At 71.9% G+C, this 17,449-nt stretch carries 15 protein-coding genes; 11 read left to right on the forward strand and 4 right to left on the reverse strand.

The genetic code is table 11. From position 1 onward, the window contains the following. The first annotated feature begins 158 nt into the window (after positions 1 to 158). The 7 genes from LK06_RS08575 (at position 159) to LK06_RS08605 (ending at position 7,496) form a co-directional block, all read left to right on the forward strand. On the forward strand, positions 159 to 1,388 hold the full coding sequence (locus LK06_RS08575; protein ID WP_039654460.1) for an SCO2321 family membrane protein: 1,230 nt from the start codon (positions 159 to 161) through the stop codon (positions 1,386 to 1,388). Next, complete coding sequence (locus LK06_RS08580; protein WP_039654461.1) at positions 1,385 to 2,077, forward strand: SCO2322 family protein; 693 nt, start codon at positions 1,385 to 1,387, stop codon at positions 2,075 to 2,077. The genes LK06_RS08575 and LK06_RS08580 overlap by 4 nt, the downstream gene beginning before the upstream one ends. Beyond that, the gene (locus LK06_RS08585; RefSeq protein WP_275674057.1) at positions 2,064 to 3,254 is read left to right on the forward strand and encodes an energy-coupling factor transporter transmembrane component T; all 1,191 of its coding nucleotides are present in this window, start codon (positions 2,064 to 2,066) and stop codon (positions 3,252 to 3,254) included. Before LK06_RS08580 ends, LK06_RS08585 begins: the two co-directional genes overlap by 14 nt. Beyond that, a complete protein-coding gene (locus LK06_RS08590) occupies positions 3,251 to 5,032 on the forward strand; it encodes an ABC transporter ATP-binding protein (RefSeq protein ID WP_039654462.1) in 1,782 nt (593 codons plus the stop codon). The genes LK06_RS08585 and LK06_RS08590 overlap by 4 nt, the downstream gene beginning before the upstream one ends. Next, positions 5,029 to 5,853 carry an ECF transporter S component gene (locus LK06_RS08595; protein WP_039654463.1) on the forward strand — a complete coding sequence of 275 codons (825 nt, stop codon included), beginning with the start codon at positions 5,029 to 5,031 and terminating at the stop codon, positions 5,851 to 5,853. Before LK06_RS08590 ends, LK06_RS08595 begins: the two co-directional genes overlap by 4 nt. A gap of 371 nt (positions 5,854 to 6,224) precedes the next feature. Then, positions 6,225 to 6,638, forward strand: coding sequence for a lytic transglycosylase domain-containing protein (locus LK06_RS08600; protein ID WP_039654464.1), 414 nt, complete (start codon positions 6,225 to 6,227; stop codon positions 6,636 to 6,638). Between the two features lie 162 nt (positions 6,639 to 6,800). After that, positions 6,801 to 7,496, forward strand: coding sequence for a YoaK family protein (locus LK06_RS08605; protein WP_039654465.1), 696 nt, complete (start codon positions 6,801 to 6,803; stop codon positions 7,494 to 7,496). Positions 7,497 to 7,526: 30 nt separating this feature from the next. Here LK06_RS08605 and LK06_RS08610 read toward each other — a convergent pair whose 3' ends face one another. Continuing rightward, on the reverse strand, positions 7,527 to 8,762 hold the full coding sequence (locus LK06_RS08610; RefSeq protein WP_039654466.1) for a cytochrome P450: 1,236 nt from the start codon (positions 8,760 to 8,762) through the stop codon (positions 7,527 to 7,529). Between the two features lie 230 nt (positions 8,763 to 8,992). Here LK06_RS08610 and LK06_RS08615 point away from each other — a divergent pair, with 230 nt between their 5' ends. After that, positions 8,993 to 10,162: a steroid 3-ketoacyl-CoA thiolase gene (locus LK06_RS08615; protein ID WP_039654467.1), complete on the forward strand. Its 1,170-nt coding sequence runs from the start codon at positions 8,993 to 8,995 to the stop codon at positions 10,160 to 10,162. A gap of 310 nt (positions 10,163 to 10,472) precedes the next feature. On the opposite strand, the gene LK06_RS08620 is transcribed toward LK06_RS08615, so the two are convergent. After that, positions 10,473 to 12,512, reverse strand: coding sequence for a bifunctional glycosyltransferase 87/phosphatase PAP2 family protein (locus tag LK06_RS08620; protein WP_039654468.1), 2,040 nt, complete (start codon positions 12,510 to 12,512; stop codon positions 10,473 to 10,475). A 451-nt stretch (positions 12,513 to 12,963) separates the two neighbouring features. Between LK06_RS08620 and LK06_RS08625 the strand changes: the two genes are divergently transcribed. Further along, positions 12,964 to 13,635, forward strand: coding sequence for an O-methyltransferase (locus LK06_RS08625; protein WP_039654469.1), 672 nt, complete (start codon positions 12,964 to 12,966; stop codon positions 13,633 to 13,635). A 59-nt stretch (positions 13,636 to 13,694) separates the two neighbouring features. On the opposite strand, the gene LK06_RS08630 is transcribed toward LK06_RS08625, so the two are convergent. Beyond that, the gene (locus LK06_RS08630; RefSeq protein WP_039654470.1) at positions 13,695 to 14,087 is read right to left on the reverse strand and encodes an FHA domain-containing protein; all 393 of its coding nucleotides are present in this window, start codon (positions 14,085 to 14,087) and stop codon (positions 13,695 to 13,697) included. Positions 14,088 to 14,233: 146 nt separating this feature from the next. Between LK06_RS08630 and LK06_RS08635 the strand changes: the two genes are divergently transcribed. Beyond that, on the forward strand, positions 14,234 to 14,686 hold the full coding sequence (locus LK06_RS08635) for a DnaJ family domain-containing protein (protein ID WP_039654471.1): 453 nt from the start codon (positions 14,234 to 14,236) through the stop codon (positions 14,684 to 14,686). Positions 14,687 to 14,898: 212 nt separating this feature from the next. Continuing rightward, on the forward strand, positions 14,899 to 15,468 hold the full coding sequence (locus tag LK06_RS08640; RefSeq protein WP_052270072.1) for a GNAT family N-acetyltransferase: 570 nt from the start codon (positions 14,899 to 14,901) through the stop codon (positions 15,466 to 15,468). On the opposite strand, the gene LK06_RS08645 is transcribed toward LK06_RS08640, so the two are convergent. Beyond that, entirely contained in the window at positions 15,401 to 17,440 is a 2,040-nt protein-coding gene (locus LK06_RS08645) for an MDR family MFS transporter (RefSeq protein WP_039654472.1), read from the reverse strand. The genes LK06_RS08640 and LK06_RS08645 overlap by 68 nt on opposite strands. Positions 17,441 to 17,449 lie beyond the last annotated feature (9 nt).

Raw genomic sequence — 17,449 nt, forward strand, 5'->3', positions numbered from 1 at the left:
CATCGGACGGTGAGCCGGACTGCCCCGAACGGCACGTTGACCGGCTCATGTGCGCGGCGGCCCGCCGCGCACGGCACCGTCGAGGATTACGGAGCCGAGCCGCCCGGGGTGTCTCCCGTGCGCTGCCCGGCTCCCCGCAGGAGAGGCAGTCGCCGATCATGAACGTACGCCGCAGTGCCGCGGCTCTCGCCGCCATAGGCGTGCTGGCAGCCGCCGCCCCCGCCACGGCCGCCGGTTCCTCCCCGTCCCCGTCCCCGAAGACGACGATCCCGACAGGTCTTTACGGCACGGCGGACCCCACCTACGACGGCGTGTGGCGGCAGTCGCTGACGCTGCTCGCCCAGCGCACGCTCGGCTACCGGCCGGCCGCCGAGGCCGTGGACTGGCTCACCGGACAGCAGTGCGCGAACGGCGCCTTCGCCGCCTTCCGCGCCGCACCCGCCAAGGCCTGCGACGACAAGGTCCAGCCCGACACCAACAGCACGGCCGCCGCCGTCCAGGCCCTGCGCGCGGTCGGCGGGCACGGCGGTTCCGTGCAGAAGGCGGTGGGCTGGCTGAAGTCCATACAGAACAAGGACGGCGGCTGGAGCTACTACCCGGGCAGCCCCAGCGACACCAACTCCACGTCCGTCGTCATCGGCGCGCTGTCGGCGGCCGGTGCGGATCCGGCGGACGTCCGCGCGTCGGGCAAGTCCCCCTACGACGCGCTGCTCGCCTGGTCCGTCCCCTGTGATCAGGACGGCGGTGGCGCCCTCGCCTACCAGCCGGACAAGAAGGGCAAGCTGGTCGCCAACGTGGACGCGACCGCGGCCGGCCTGCTGGGCGCACTCGGCAAGGGATTCGTCGCACAGGCCGGCAAGGCGCCTGCCGAGGCCGCCTGCGCCGAGGCCGGCCACCTCACCCCGGCACGGGTCGCGGACAACGCCGGCGCGTACCTGGCGGCAGCCGTCGCCAAGACCGGCCACGTGCAGTCGGCTCTGCCCGGCGCCAAGGACCAGCCCGACTTCGGCAACACCGCGGACACCGTCGTCGCCCTCGCCGCGGACGGCCGCGTCGAACAGGCTGGGAAGGCGTATGCCTGGCTGGAGAAGAACGCCGGCCCATGGGCGAAGCAGAGCGGCCCGGCCGCGTACGCCCAGCTGATCCTCGCCGCGCACGCGGTCGGCGCGCAGCCGGGGGACTTCGGCGGCACCAGCCTCGTCCGCTCCCTCAACGCACTGGGCCCGGCTCCCCACGTGGAGAGCGCCCCGGCCCTCAAAACGCAGCAGCAGGCGAAGTCGTCCGACGACGGCTCGGACCCGAGCGTGTGGTGGATCGTCGGCGTCGTTCTCGTCGCGGGCGCCGGCGTCGGCTTCCTGCTCGCCAGCCGGAAGAAGCGGCAGCCGTGACCGCCGTCCGCCGTGCTGCCGCGCCGCTGCTGCTCGCCGCGCTCGCGCTCCTCCTCGGCGCCGCCCAGGCCCACGCCACCGGCTACCGCTACTGGTCGTTCTGGGAGCGCTCCGGTGGTCGCTGGACGTACGCCACCCAGGGGCCGTCGACCGTCCGCCCCGAGGACGGCTCCGTCCAGGGCTTCCGCTTCGCGGTGAGCGCGGACTCCGCGGACGCGAGCCGCCCGCGCGGCACGGCGGACTTCACCTCGATCTGCGCCGGCACGCCCGCCAAGTCCGGCACCAAGCGGGTGGCGCTGGTCCTCGACTTCGGCACCCCCGCGGACGCGCCGTCTGGCGAGACCCCGCCCGCCCCCCGCACGGCCTGCGCCCGCGTCTTCGCTGACGCGACGACGGCCGAGGCGCTCGCCTCGGTCGCCAAGCCCCTCCGCTACGACACCCGTGCCCTGCTGTGCGCGATCTCCGGCTACCCGGAGAAGGGGTGCGGCGAACAGGTGTCGACGGCGCGGAAGGACGGCGCGGCCGAACGGACGGACGGTGCCGCGCAGGAGAAGAATGCTGCCGCGCAGACGGAGAAGGGTCCGGACGGCGGCCCAGCACTGGGTCTACCGATCGGCGTGGCCGTCGTCGCCCTGTTGGCAGGGGCAGCGGTGTGGCAGGCACGGCGGCGGCGCGATGGGGCCGGGTGACTCCGGGCGGTCCGTGACCGCTCGCACGGTTCCCCACGCCCGCGGGGACGTGCGGCCACCGCACGTGCGCCGTTCCGCGAGCGGCCCGGCCCGTGCCGGGTACCGGGTCGCGGTGCATCCCGGCGCCTGGTGGCTGTGGTCCCTCTCCCTCGGTACCGCGGCCACCCGGACCACCAACCCGCTCTTGCTCGCCCTCCTCGTCACCGCGTCCGCCTACGTCGTGGCGACGCACCGCTCCGCCGCCCCCTGGTCCCGCTCCTACTCCGCCTTCGCCAGGCTCGCCGTGGCCGTCCTCCTCGCCCGCTTGCTCTTCGCAGTGGCCCTCGGCTCGCCCATCCCCGGCACGCACACCCTCTTCACGCTCCCCGAAGTCCCGCTCCCGCACTGGGCGCAGGGCATCCGGCTGGGCGGCAAGGTCACCGCGGAGGCGGTCGTCTTCGCCGCCTACGACGGCCTGAAACTGGCCACCCTACTGATCTGCGTGGGCGCCGCGAACGCCCTGGCCAGCCCGGCCCGGCTGCTCAAGTCCCTGCCCGGCGCGCTCTACGAGATGGGGGTCGCCGTGGTCGTCGCCCTGACCTTCGCGCCCCATTTGATCGCGGACGTCCAGCGGCTGCGTGCCGCCCGTCGGCTGCGCGGCCGTCCGGACCGCGGTGTACGGGGGCTGCTCCAGGTCGGGCTGCCGGTCCTGGAGGGGGCGTTGGAGCGCTCGGTGGCGCTCGCCGCGGCCATGGAGTCCCGCGGCTACGGCCGTACTGCCGAGGTCCCGGCGCCCGTCCGCCGCACGACGGCCGCACTCACCCTGGGCGGCCTGCTCGGGGTGTGCGCAGGGACGTACGGCCTGCTCACCGCTGACGGCGGCACCTACGGGCTAGTGGTGCTCCTCGCCGGGGCAGCCGCCGCGCTCGCGGGCCTGCGGCTGGGTGGCCGCCGCTCGTTGCGCACCCGCTACCGGCCGGACCCCTGGGACCTGCGGGCCTGGCTGGTCTCGGGCTCGGGCGCCGCGGTGGCCGCACTGCTCACGCTCGCCTCCGCCCGTGATCCGGAGGCCCTGCATCCCGGGGTGGTCCCCCTCGTTGCACCCACGCTCCCGCTGTGGCCCGCCGCCGCCGTCCTGTTCGCCCTGCTGCCTGCCTTCGCCGTCCCCCGGGACCCCGGCCCAAGGAAGCCGTCGTGATCCGCTTCGAGAATGTCACCGTGTCCTACGACGGCGCGGCCGGACCCACCGTCCGGAACGCCGACTTCGAGGTACCGGAAGGGGAATTGGTGCTACTCGTCGGCCCGTCCGGGGTCGGCAAGTCGACCCTGCTCGGCGCGGTCAGCGGGCTGGTGCCGCACTTCACCGGCGGCACACTGCGCGGACGCGTCACGGTGGCCGGCCGGGACACCCGTACCCACAAGCCTCGCGCACTCGCCGATGTCGTCGGCACGGTGGGGCAGGACCCGCTCGCACACTTCGTCACGGACACGGTGGAGGACGAACTCGCCTACGGCATGGAGTCGTTGGGGCTCGCTCCGGAGGTGATGCGGCGCCGGGTGGAGGAGACGCTGGACCTCCTGGGCCTGGCCGGGCTACGGGACCGCCCGATCGCCACGCTCTCCGGCGGGCAGCGGCAGCGGGTCGCGATCGGCTCGGTCCTCACCCCGCACCCCCCGGTGCTGGTGCTGGACGAACCGACCTCGGCGCTGGACCCGGCCGCGGCCGAGGAGGTGCTGGCCGTGCTGCAGCGGCTGGTGCACGACCTGGGGACGACGGTGCTGATGGCGGAGCACCGGCTGGAACGGGTGATCCAGTACGCCGACCGGGTCGTACTGCTGCCCGCTCCGGGCGCCGCCCCGGTCGTCGGCCCTCCGGCCGAGGTCATGGCCGTGTCCCCGGTGTACCCGCCGGTGGTGGGCCTGGGCCGGCTGGCCGGCTGGTCCCCGCTCCCGCTGACGGTGCGGGACGCCCGCCGCCGCGCGGGCGAGCTGCGCACCCGCCTGGCCGACCGTCCCGACCGTCCTCCCCTTCCCCTTCCATCCTCCTGTCCCCCTCCCCCTCCGCCTTCCCTGCCCGAAACGGCCTCCCCCGCCGGCACCACGCCACCGTCGGCATCCACGGCACCCGGCGCCACACCACCACCAGCATCCACCGCACCCATGAGGCGCTCCCGTCGCCGGCTGTTCTGGCGCGCCACGCCCGAGTCCCCGCAGCCCTGCCCCTCGCAGGTCGCCGAGGTCCGCGCGCTGGGCGTCCGCCGGGGCGGGATCGACGCCCTGCACCGCGTGGACCTCGCCGTGGCTCCCGGCGAGACCATCGCCCTGATGGGCCGCAACGGTGCCGGGAAGTCCACTCTCCTCGGCTCGCTCGTCGGGCTGGTGGAGCCCACCGCCGGCACGGTCCGGGTCGGCGGAGCGGTGCCGCACCGCAGCGCGCCCCGCGATCTGGTGCGCCACGTCGGACTCGTCCCGCAGGAGCCACGCGATGTGCTGTACGCGGACACGGTGGCAGCCGAGTGCGCGGCGGCGGACCGGGACACGCAGGCCGCGCCCGGCACCTGCCGGACGCTGGTGTCCGAGCTGTTGCCAGGCGTCGCGGACGACACTCACCCTCGCGACCTGTCCGAGGGCCAGTGTCTGGCCCTCGCCCTGGCCGTGGTCCTGACCGCCCGCCCCCCACTGCTCCTGCTCGACGAGCCGACACGCGGCCTGGACTACGGGGCCAAGGCCCGTCTGGCGGCCGTGCTGCGCGCCCTGGCCGCTGACGGGCACGCGATCGTACTGGCCACGCACGACGTGGAGCTGGCGGCCGAGATCGCCCACCGCGTGGTTCTGCTTGCCGAGGGCGAGGTGATCGCCGACGGGCCGACGGCCGAGATCGTGGTGGCCTCACCGTCCTTCGCCCCTCAGGTGACGAAGATCCTGGCCCCCCAGCAGTGGCTGACGGTGGCCGAGGTGAGGGAGGCGCTGGCGTGAGCCCGCAGTCACGGGTCCGTGCCGTACGCCTGGGCCCCCGTTCCCTCACCGCGCTGGTGCTGGTCGGCGCGGTCGGTGCGGTCGCGTTCGGCTGGCCCTTCCTGGCCCCGCCCACCGCACAGCTCAGCGCCCATGCCCAGGACGCGCCCTGGCTCTTCGCGGGTCTGCTGGTACTGCTGGTCGCGGTGGTGGCGGCGACGATCTCCGAGTCGGACCTCGGGCCGAAGGCCGTGGCCATGCTGGGGGTGCTGGCGGCGACGGGGGCGGCGCTGCGCCCGATCGGCGCGGGCACGGCCGGGATCGAGCCGATGTTCTTCCTGATGGTGCTCAGCGGCCGGGTGCTGGGCCCCGGTTTCGGCTTCGTGCTGGGCTCGGTGACGATGTTCGCGTCCGCGCTGCTCACCGGCGGGGTCGGACCGTGGCTGCCGTTCCAGATGCTGTCGATGGGCTGGTTCACGTTGGGAGCGGGCCTGCTCCCGGGCCCGGTCCGGCTGCGCGGCCGGGGTGAACTGCTACTCCTGGCCTGCTACGGCTTCCTGGCGGCCTTCGCCTACGGCACGGTCATGAATCTGGTCGGCTGGCCCTTCCTCGCCGCCGCGGCGTCGAACATCTCCTTCGACCCGCATGCCTCGGTCCCCGCCAACCTGGCCCGCTTCGTCGCCTACTGCCTGGCCACCTCCCTGGGCTGGGACCTGGGCCGGGCGGTCTGCACCGTGGTGCTGACCCTGGCGCTGGGTCCGGCGGTGCTGCGCGCGCTGCGCCGGGCCACGCGGCGGGCCGCGTTCGAGACCGCGGTCACATTCGACGGCCCGGCCGCGTGACGGGCGGCACAGCCAACCGTGCCGCTGCGTGAGCACCCGGTTCCGCCTCGTGAGCCGGACGGTGAAGCACCCCACATGACACAGGTCACCTACGCACCAGGATAGTAGTCCCATTTGTCCGATACATCCTTTCGAGCACCCCCCCTGACCTGCACTTTGAGACCCAGGCCACACGACGGACGTTCCCCGCGGATCCGGCCACAACTAGTAAAAGGGGTCATTGCGGGCAGGCTTCGATCCTGCTTCTCTGGACGACGTCGCCAGGCGCCACGAGCCCTCACGGGCCGCGGCGCCGACGTATGCGGCCACCACGCGGAGCGTGGTTCACCGCATGCGGGCGATCCCCATGTCCCCGACGCAAGAGGTTCTCCGTGTCCGTCTCCTTCATCCGCCGCATCGCTTCCCCGAAGAAGGTCCTCACCACTGCCGCCGTGGCCGCCGCCACCGCCGGTATGGCACTGGCCGCGGCGCCCGCCCAGGCCGCCCCGACCTCGGCCTCCTCCGCCAAGGCGATCGCGCACAAGATGATCCCGGACGCCGCCCAGTTCAACGCCTTCAGCAAGATCGTCGAGCACGAGAGCGGCTGGAACCCCACCGCCACCAACAGCTCGTCCGGCGCCTACGGCCTGGTCCAGGCCCTGCCGGGTTCGAAGATGGCTTCCGCCGGTTCCGACTGGAAGACCAACCCGGCCACCCAGATCAAGTGGGGTCTGGACTACATGAACTCCCGCTACGGCAGCCCGGTCAAGGCCTGGAACTTCTGGCAGACCAACCACTGGTACTGAGCCGTACGGCCTCCGGGCGCCCGGCACTGAGCCGGCACCCGCACCCGCATCCGCACCCTCGCCCCCGGCGAGGGTGCGCGCGTATGTCCGGACCTTGCCGACCGGCAGGTGGTGGAGTTGTCACCGCCCTGTCCGTCCGGCGAACCGGAGGCACGAGGAACGATGACGACGCCGACGACACCGGTGCCACCGGCCCGGGACTCGGAGGAACGCGGGGTACGGCTGGTGCCCGTACTGCTGATCCTGACCGTAGTGAGCGGCCTGGTCGACGCCGTCAGCTACCTGGGGTTGGGCCACGTCTTCACCGCCAACATGACCGGAAACGTGGTCATCCTGGGCCTCGCCTCGGCCGGCGCCCCCGGCTTCTCGATCCGCCACGCGGCCACCTCGCTGGCCTGCTTCCTGCCCGGCGCAGTGGTGGGCGGCCGGTTGTCGGCCCGCCTCAGAGGCGGCTCCCACCGCACCTGGGCCCGTCTGTCCCTGGCGGCGGAGGCCGTCCTGATCGGCGCGGCGTCGGCGGTGGCCTTCGCCTGGCCGCATGCCGGCGCTGCCCAGTACGCCCTCATCGCCCTCATGGCCTTCGCCATGGGCCTGCGCAACGCGACCGTCCGCCAGCTGGGCGTGGCGGATGTCACCACCACGGTCCTGACCACGACCCTGACCCACCTGGCCGCCGAATCCCGACTCGGCGGCGGCACGGATCGCCGTTTCCCCCGCCGTGCGGGCGCGGTCGTCGCGATGTTCGCCGGAGCCTGCCTGGGGGCCTGGCTGGTCTTGCACCACGGGCTGGGGATCCCCCTGGTGATCGCCGCGCTGGCGGCGGGGGCGCTGGCAGTAGCGGCCTCCGGGCGGGAGTGAGTCGAGGGAACGCACGGGCGCCTGCGCCGGTCAGCCGAGGGTGACCCGCAGCTCCTTGACGCCGTTGATCCAGGCCGAGCGCAGCCGGCGCGGGGCATCGGCCGCCCTCAGGCCGGGCATGGCGTCGGCGATCGCGTGGAAGATCAGGTCGATTTCCAGAACCGCGAGGGACTTGCCGAGGCAGTAGTGCGGGCCGCCGCCGCCGAACCCCAGGTGCGGATTGGGATCGCGGGTGATGTCGAAGGCGTCCGGGGCGGTGAAGACCTCCGGGTCGTGATTGGCGGAGGCGTAGAACAGGCCGACCCGGTCCCCCTTCCCGATCCGCACCCCACCCAGCTCCGTGTCCTGGGTGGCGGTCCGCTGGAAGGCGTTGACCGGAGTGGCCCAACGGACGATCTCCTCGGCCGTGGTGGAGGGGCGCTCACGCGTGAAGAGGTCCCACTGGTCGGGGTGGGTGAGGAAGGCGTGCATGCCGTGGGTGATGGCGTTGCGGGTGGTCTCGTTGCCGGCCACCGCCAGCATCAGCACGAAGAATCCGAACTCGTCGGAGTTCAGGTTGCCCTCGTCCTCCGCCGCCACGAGGGTCGTCACGATGTCGCGGGCCGGGCACCGCTTGCGTCCGGCGGCCATGTTCATCGCATAGGCAATGATCTCGGCGGCCGACTGGGCACCCACCTCCTCGGTGATCGCGTACTCGGGATCGTCGTAGGCGATCATCTTGTTGGACCAGTCGAAGATCTTGCCGCGGTCCTCCTGCGGCACGCCGATCAACTCGGCGATGGCCTGTAAGGGCAGTTCACAGGCCACTTCGGTGACGAAGTCGAAGGGTCCGGAACGGGTACGGGCACGGGCGACGATGGCCTCGGCGCGGGACCGGAGCCGGTCCTCCAGGGCCCGGATGGAGCGCGGCGTGAACCCCCGCTGCACGATCTGGCGCACACGCGTGTGTTCCGGTGGGTCCATGTTGAGCAGGATCAGCCGCTGCGCGTCGATCACGTCACGTTCGATGTGCTCGTTGAAGCGGATGATCGCCGTGTTGAGGGAGGAGGAGAACAGCTCCGGATGCGTGGAGACGTACTTGACGTCGGCATGCCGGGTCACCGCCCAGTACCCGGTGTCGTCGAAGCCCGCGACACCGGGCGGCTGCGGGATCCAGCGGACGGGTTCGCTACGGCGCAGTTCGGCGAACTCCCACAGGGGCACGCGGTGGTGCAGCACATCGGGGTCGGTGAAGTCGAACCCGTCGGGCAGCGCAGGGCAGTGCATCGGCGGACTCCAGCCATCTGACGGACCATCAGCAGTTGCGGTGAACGTAGTAACGAGTTCTAGAACTGGCAAGAGGTGCGACACCGTCGATGCGTGCGAATTTCGCGCAGATCTCAACTTCGGCGTCTGCAAGACCCTTGCGGCGATGGACATCGTGTCAGCAGACTGCATACAGAACTAGAACGCGTATCAGTTCTGGAGGAGAGCCCTCTCGGAGAGGACCCACACCCATGGCCGCCGAACCCGTGATCGTCGAAGCCGTACGCACCCCCATCGGCAAGCGCGGCGGCGCGCTCGCCAATCTGCACCCCGCCTATCTGCTGGGTGAGACCTACCGTGAACTGCTCGGCCGCGCCGGCATCCCCGCCGACGCGGTCGAGCAGATCGTCGGCGGCACGGTGACCCACGCCGGCGAGCAGTCCATGAACCCCGCGCGCACCGCCTGGCTGGCCATGGGGCTGCCGTACGAGACGGCTGCGACAACGGTCGACTGCCAATGCGGTTCCTCGCAGCAGGCGTCGCACCTGGTGGCCAACATGGTCGCGGCGGGGGTGATCGACGTAGGGGTCAGCTGCGGCGTCGAGGCCATGTCGCGCGTACCACTGGGCTCCGGCTCCAAGCACGGTCCGGGCAAGCCGTTCCCCGACGAGTGGAACGTCGACCTGCCCAACCAGTTCGAGGCGGCCGAGCGGATCGCCCGGCACCGGGGGCTGACGAGGGAGAACGTGGACGCGCTGGGGCTGTTGTCGCAGGAACGAGCGGCCAACGCCTGGGCGGAAGAACGTTTCAAGCGGGAGACCTTCGCCGTCCAGGTCCCCACCACCGAGGAGGAGCAGTACGCCGGGCAGGGCATGTGGCGGCTGGTGGACAGGGACGAAGGGCTACGGGACACGTCCATGGAAGCCCTGGCCGGTCTGAAGCCGGTGATGCCGACGGCGGTGCACACGGCGGGCAACTCGTCGCAGATCTCGGACGGCGCGGCGGCCCTCATGTGGGCCTCGAAGCGAATGGCCCGTGCCCTGAGGCTGAAGCCCCGGGCACGGATCGTCGCCCAGGCCCTGGTCGGCGCCGACCCACACTTCCACCTGGACGGCCCGATCGACGCGACCCGCGCGGTCCTGGGCAAGGCGGGGATGACCCTAAAGGACATCGACCTCGTGGAGATCAACGAGGCCTTCGCGTCGGTGGTGCTGAGCTGGGCCCAGGTGTTCGAGCAGGACCTGGAGAAGGTCAACGTCAACGGCGGTGCGATCGCCCTCGGGCACCCGGTCGGCGCGACCGGGGCCCGCCTCATCACCACTGCGCTCCATGAACTGGAGCGCACCGACAAGGAGTTCGCACTCATCACGATGTGTGCGGGCGGCGGCCTGGCCACCGGGACGATCATTCAGCGACTGTAGCCGTCCAGTCGGCGAAGGCGGCGGGGGCGGCCATGCGGACCGGCCCGGCCGGGGTGTGGGAACCGCGCGCGGCCACGACGGCGCGGAGGGCTCCGGCAGCCTCAGTGCAGGCGCCGCCCGTCACCTCGTGCGGCACATGCCCGCCCGCCGCCGCGCCGTGCTCCTGGCGCGGCAGTGGCGGGCGAGCGGGCCGAGGCGACCGGCGGCCTCGCCCAGCCGCTCCGCGTGGCCGGACGGGACCGACCACGACGCGGAACGCGGACGCGGTCGCACGCTGCCCGAGACCGTGGCCGACACGTGGGACGGTGCGTCACCGGGTTCCGGCGACGACGAGACGCTCTGGTTCGGGTGCAGGGCGGGCCGAGGCGGCGGCGACGGCGGCTCTGGGTCCCTGGAATAGGTACGCCAGACCGAAGCCCGCAGTGACCACCGCCGCACCGCCGACCGCGTCCAGCACCCAGTGGTTTCCGGTCGCGATGATGGCCGAGACCGTGCAGAAGGGGTGCAGCAGGCCGAGGACCTTCATCCACCACTTCGGGGCGATGATCGCGATGACCAGTCCGCACCACAGGGACCAGCCGAAGTGCAGGGACGGCATCGCCGCGTACTGGTTGGTCAGGGCCGTCAGGGTGCCGTAGTCCGGCTTGGAGAAGTCCTGGACGCCGTGGACGGTGTCGATGATGCCGAGGGTCGGCATCAGGCGGGGTGGCGCCAACGGGAAGAGCCAGAAGCCGACCAGGGCGAGGAAAGTGGCAAAGCCGAGGGAGGTACGGGCCCAGCGGTAGTCGACCGGACGGCGCCAGTACAGGACGGCGAGGACGGTCAGCGGGACGACGAAGTGGAAGGACTCGTAGTAGAAGTCGAAGAAGTCCCGCAGCCAGCCGATCTTCACGACCGCGTGGTTGGCCCCGTACTCGATGTCGATGTGCAGGAAGCGTTCGAGTCCGAGGATGAGGTGACCGTGGTGTTCGGCGGTGAAGCGACCCCCGGTGCTGCTACCACCGGTTGCGGCCAGGCGGACCTGCGAGTAGGCGGCATAGACCACGCGGATGAGGAGCAGTTCCAGCAGCAGGTTCGGGCGGGTGAGGACCCGACGGAGGAAGGGAAGCAGCGGGACGCGCCGGAAGCGGGCGGGGACCCGCGGGGCGTACTGGGTCGGCACGGGCGTCCGGTAGTACGGCGAGGTGCGGCGCAGGAAGGGGACGACCGTGGCGGCGGCCAGGGCCGTGAGCAGGACGAGGTCGTCGCGCAGCGGGTAGAGCGCCGGCATGTTCGGGAGCATCATCTTCGCCGGCAGTGTCGTCACGAGGATGACCGCCACCGGCCAGACGTACCGGTCCGAGGCCCGCTTGCCGACCCGACCGACCGCCGCGAGCAGCACCCACAGCAGCTGGTGCTGCCAGGCGGTGGGTGAGATCGCCACGGCGGCGCAGCCGGTGATCGCCACGGCGAGCAGGAGCTGGCCGTCGCGGGCGTAGTCGGCGGCGCGGCGCAGGGTGAGGGCCGCGACGGCGGCGCTCAGGAGCAGGAAGAGAGTGATCTCCACCGGGCCGGCGAGGCCGAGGCGCAGGAGTGCGCCGTGCAGCGACTGGTTGGCGATGCCGTCGGCCGGACCGCCAAGGCCCACTCCGGCCACATGGTGCACCCAGTAGGTGTACGAGTCGTGCGGCATCGCTGCCCAGGCGAGCACGGTGCATGCGGCGAAGGTGCCGGCCGTGGTGAGGGCCGCCCTGCGGCGGCCGGTGAACCACAGCAGCGGGGCGAAGAGCAGCACGGTCGGTTGCAGGGCGGCGGCCACGCCGATGCACAGGCCGCCCGCCCGTGCTCCGCGTACGGTGAAGCAGCCGAGCAGGACGAGAAGGACCGGGATGATGCTGGTCTGGCCGAGCCACAGGGTGTTGCGGACCGGCAGTGACAGCATGAGCAGGCTGACCGCCACGGGCGCGGCCAGCAGCGAGGTGCGGCGGCTGACCGGCTGGGGCAGCGCGCGTGCGGCGACCAGGCCGAGGGCGGCGACGAGCAGCAGGGTGCCGAAGGTCCAGCTCCAGCCGAGGGCCACTTGCGCGGAACGGGTGAGCGGTTTCAGGACCAGGCCGGCGAAGGGGGTGCCGGTGAAGCGGGTCGAGTCGTAGAGCGAGCCGTTCACGTGGAGGACGCCGTGGGGGCCGACCCAGGTCTCCAGGTCGGTGAGCCGCCGGCCGCTCGGGGTGGTGAGGACGACGGTCATCTGCCGTACGGCGAGGATCGCCGCCACCGCCCACAGCGCGAGCCGGGCCGCGCGCAGGCGCGCTCCCGGTTCAGCCGGCCCGAAGGCATCCGTCGGTCGTCCGCTGTGCTCCACGTTCGCCACGCCTCGTCGGCCTCCCGCCCCTACGTCCCGGGCGCCGTGCGCGCCGGGTTCCCACCGCGAACCCTATGAGGCTCGCAGACCCCCCGGAGAAGGACGCAGGCAACCCCCGCTTCACCTGTCGTCCGTCCGCCTTTGGTCCGGACGACGATAGCCGCGGGGAGGGTCCGGTGGCCCCCGGGACGGCGCGAGAAGCGTCACAGCTGCCCGGAACCATTCGGACACCCGACTTCGTCTGTATCCCCGGCTGTATCTCTGGTAACAGCGGGAACGAAGGCCACTCTTCATGACCGCCGGACACCGGGCGGCGCGAGCGTGCGTGCTGGCCGGTGATCCCGCCGCCACCCGTACAGCCCCCGCCGCCGATCGCCCCATCCGCGCCACCCGGCTGAGATGATCGGTGCGGGCAGGACCACGGAGCTTCGGGAAGACACTCGGGAAAGGCAGCAGACGCATGAGCGGGGCGCAGCTCTGGAACGACGTCGACGACTACTTCAGCAGCCAACTCTCCACCGATGACGAGGCGCTCCGGGCGGCTCTGCGGGACAGCGGTGCCGCCGGATTGCCGCCCATCAGCGTCACGGCCACCCAGGGCAAGTTCCTGCAGCTGCTCGCCCAGGTACAGGGCGCGCGGAACATCCTGGAGATCGGCACACTCGGCGGGTACAGCACGATCTGGATGGCCCGCGCCCTGCCCGAGGACGGCAGACTGGTCTCGCTGGAGTACAACGCCAAGCACGCCGACGTGGCCGCCCGGAACCTCGCCCGTGCGGGTCTGGAGCGGATCGCGGAGGTGCGGGTGGGCGCGGCCCTGGAGTCGCTGCCCAAACTCGCCGACGAGAACCCGGCCCCCTTCGACCTGGTGTTCATCGACGCCGACAAGGCCAACAACGCGCACTACGTGGAGTGGGCGCTCCGGCTCACCCGGGCGGGCAGCCTGATCGTCCTGGACAACGTGGTGCGCGGCGGCCGGATCACCGACGCGCGCAGCACCGAGCCGGACATCGTCGGCACCCGCGCCGCGATCGAACTGATCGCAGGCCACCCGAGGCTGAGCGGCACGGCGATCCAGACGGTGGGCAGCAAGGGCTACGACGGCTTCGCCATGGCCCGGGTACTGGCCTGACCCGGGTACGGGCCTGAGCAGCGTGGTCCACTCGGGGATCTCCACCTCCGCCCGCCGGCTCAGCCCTCGTGGTAGAACCCCACGTTGACACTGCGGGGCGCGGTGCGGTCCTGGACAATGATCTCACCGGTCCCGCCCTGCGGCAGCAGCACGGTCGCACCGTAGGCGACACGCTGCGCGTACTCCCCCACGATCAAACGCACTTCGGACGCCGGGTCGGCCTGGGAGCCGTGCAGCCAGGTCAACTGCCAGCCCCCGTCGGGACCGCACAGGAACTCCAGGTGGACACGCGAGACGAAGAGCCAGTCCTCCGGGGTCACCAGCCGGCACACCGACGCGTCACGGCCGACCCGGAGCACGGCGCCCGGCTCGCTGGGCGCTTCGGCCATCGACATCCCGGCCGTGGTCCCCGAATCGGCCCCCGAGACGGTGGCCATGGTCAGTTCGAGCACGCCTGGTTCCCCCTGAAGCAGTAAAGCGGCTGCAGCGGGTGGAGCAGGTGCTGCAGCGTTCGAAGGTTCTGGTGCGGTGGCCGGAGCGGCATACCGCCGCCGAATGATAAAACGCCCGACCGGGCCGCGTCCGGCACAATGGGCTCATGACCGAGCGAAAGCCACCGGGCGTCCCGTTCGAGTCCTGGGTCGACCAGCAGATCCGCGATGCGCAGGCCCGCGGTGAGTTCGAGCGGCTGCCGGGGACGGGCGAGCCGCTGCCCGCCGACCTCGAGGCAACCTATGACGAACTGTGGTGGGTGAAGCGGAAGATGGCGCGCGAGGGGCTGGCCGTGCTGCCACCCGCCCTCGCCCTGCGCAAAGAGGCCGAAGACGCGCTCGGGGCGGCGTACGCGGCGCCCTCGGAGAGGGTCGTCCGGAAGCTCATCGAGGACGTCAACGTCAAGATCCGCGACATGATGTTCAAGCCGCCGCCCGGCCCGCCCCTGGGCAAGAAGCCGTACAACGTCGAGGAGGTCGTACGTGAGTGGCGGCAGCGCAGGGCCACCGCCGGGGGAGGTCCCACGGCACGCGGGGACACACCGGGGCCGGCGGTCTAGGGGCGGCCGGCTGCCGGTGGTCGCGCCGACCGGCCACAGCTGACCGGTACCGGGGCCGGGACCGTGTGTCGGGCGGGGCGCGGCGGCGCGCGACTCCTCGACGCGGGCGTAGAGGCGACCCGTAGGGTTCACGACAGGCAGTGTCCTGGACTCCTCCGGCTCGTGTTTATGCAGTTGCGGACGGCGCACGGCAGCGCCCGATCATGACCGGCATGACGTGGATGATCACCCCGGAGCCGTACGACTCGCCTGCCGCCGCCGCGCTGTGGCGGGCGTACTACACGGAAGTCAGCGACCGCTGGTACGTGCTGCACGAGGGGCACCGCACCGACCCCGACGAGCTGGAGCGGGAGATCGCGGCCGAGACGGGTGCTGAACTCGCGCCACCGACGGGTCAGTTGCTCGTCGGATGGTACGCGGGTGAGCCGGCCGGGTCAGCGGGGGTACGGCTCCTGGACCCGGACACGGCCGAACTCACCCGGGTCTTCGTGAGGGAGCGGATGCGCGGCAGCGGCGGGGCGGCGCTCCTCGTGGTGGCCGCGGAGGAGGCCGCCCGTGCTCTCGGCGCCCGGCGGATCGTCCTCGACACCCGCTCCGATCTGGTGGCGGCCCGCGCCCTGTACGCCCGCCTCGGCTACACCGAGACCGCACCGCACAATGACTCCCCGTACGCCGAACACTGGTTCTGCAAGGAGCTGATGGCGGACCAGGTCGTCAGCCAGCCTCCTTCATCGGACCGTCGTGCGGCCGCTCACGCTCGGCTCCGCACAACTCGCCGGTGAGCTCCTTCACCAGCTGCGTCAGGTCGGTGGAGCGTCCCGGCTGCCACCAGTCGCCGAGCAGGTCGGCCAGGGACTCCTCGCGGGCCTTTGCAAGCCGTTCGGCAGCGTCACGGCCGGAGTCGGTCAGGAACAGCTCCAGGCCCCGGCGTTCGGCCAGGCGCCGCTCCTCGACCTGACGGACCGCGGCCAGGACCGTCTGGAGCGGGACGGGGCCGCGTTCGGCGAGCACGGCCGGCTCTACAGAGCCGTACCTGCGGACGCGCAGCAGCAGCCAGCTGGCCGCCGGCAGCAGGTCGTAGCCGGCCCGCTCGGTGATCTGCCGGTAGACCTCGTGGCGGCCCTCGCGGGTGCCGAAGACGGACAGCGCGCGGTACACCTCGTCGTAGGAGGAACGCTCGACCGGGTTGGGCGGGATGGTCTCGGAGCCCTCGGGCGCGGTGACCGAGCCGCGCAGGGGGTCCTCCTTGAGGAACCAGGCCAGTACGAAGCCCAGCGCGGCGACGGGCGCCGCGTATAGGAAGACGTCGGTGATGGCGGAGGCGTACGCCTGCAGGGCCGCCGGGCGCAGCGCGGACGGCAGGGCGGCGATGCCCCGGGGATCGGACTTGAGGGCGTCGACGGTGGCGCCGGGCGGCAGCCGCACCCCGCGGAGGGCCTCGGCGAGCTTGTCGCCGAGGCGGCTGGCGAAGACGGTGCCGAAGATCGCGACGCCGAACGCGGCACCGATGGAGCGGAAGAAGGTCGCACCGGAGGTGGCGACGCCCAGGTCCTCGTAGGAGACCGCGTTCTGCACGATGAGCACGAGCACCTGGAGGACCAGGCCGAGACCGGCACCGAAGACGAAGAAGTAGATGCTCATCTCGGCCGTCGAACTGTGCTCGTCCAGTTGGTGCAGCAGGAGTAGGCCGATCGTGGTGACGGCCGTTCCGGCCAGGGGGAACACCTTCCAGCGGCCGGTGCGGCTGACGATCTGCCCGGACCCTGTGGAGGACAGCAGCAGCCCGAACACCATCGGCAGCATGTAGACGCCGGACAGGGTCGGGGAGACGCCGTGCACGACCTGGAGGAAGGTCGGCAGGTAGGTCATCGCGCCGAACATGGCGAAGCCGACGATGAAGCTGATCACGGCGGAGAGCGTGAAGGTCCGGATGCGGAACAGCTTGAGCGGCAGCACCGGTTCGGCGGCCCGGCGCTCCACGGCGACGAACGCCACGACGAGCAGGACGCCCAGCACGATGAGCCCGATGATCCGTGCCGAGCCCCAGGCCCAGGTCGTACCGCCGAGCGAGGCGACCAGGACCAGGCAGGTGGCGACCGAGGCGATCAGGAAGGTGCCGAGGTAGTCGATGGCGTGGCGGGCGGCACGGCGCGGGATGTGCAGGGCGGTGGCGATGACGGCGAGGGCGACGACGCCGACGGGCAGGTTGATGTAGAACACCCAGCGCCAGCTGAGGTGTTCGGTGAACACCCCGCCGAGCAACGGCCCCAACACACTGGTGGCGCCGAACACGGCGCCGAACAGGCCTTGGTAACGCCCGCGTTCGCGCGGCGGGACGATGTCGCCGACGATCGCCATGGACAGCACTATCAGCCCGCCGCCACCGAGGCCCTGCACCGCGCGGAAGGCGATGAGCTCGGGCATGTTCTGTGCCATGCCGCACAGCGCCGAGCCGATGAGGAAGATGACGATCGCGGTCTGGAACAGCTTCTTGCGCCCGTATTGGTCGCCGAGCTTGCCCCACAGCGGAGTGGCGGCGGTCGACGCCAGCAGATAGGCGGTGACCACCCAGGACAGGTGCTCCAGACCGCCGAGGTCACTGACGATGGTGGGCAGCGCGGTCGACACGATGGTCTGGTCGAGCGCGGCGAGCAGCAGCCCGAGAAGCAGGGCGCCGATCGGGACGAACACGTTGCCCGGGACGTGTTCGCCGCCGCTCACGTCCTCCGTCGTGCCGTGCGTGTCCAGGGCCATGGAGACCTC

This window comes from Streptomyces pluripotens (assembly GCF_000802245.2).
Taxonomy (GTDB): Bacteria; Actinomycetota; Actinomycetes; order Streptomycetales; family Streptomycetaceae; genus Streptomyces; species Streptomyces pluripotens.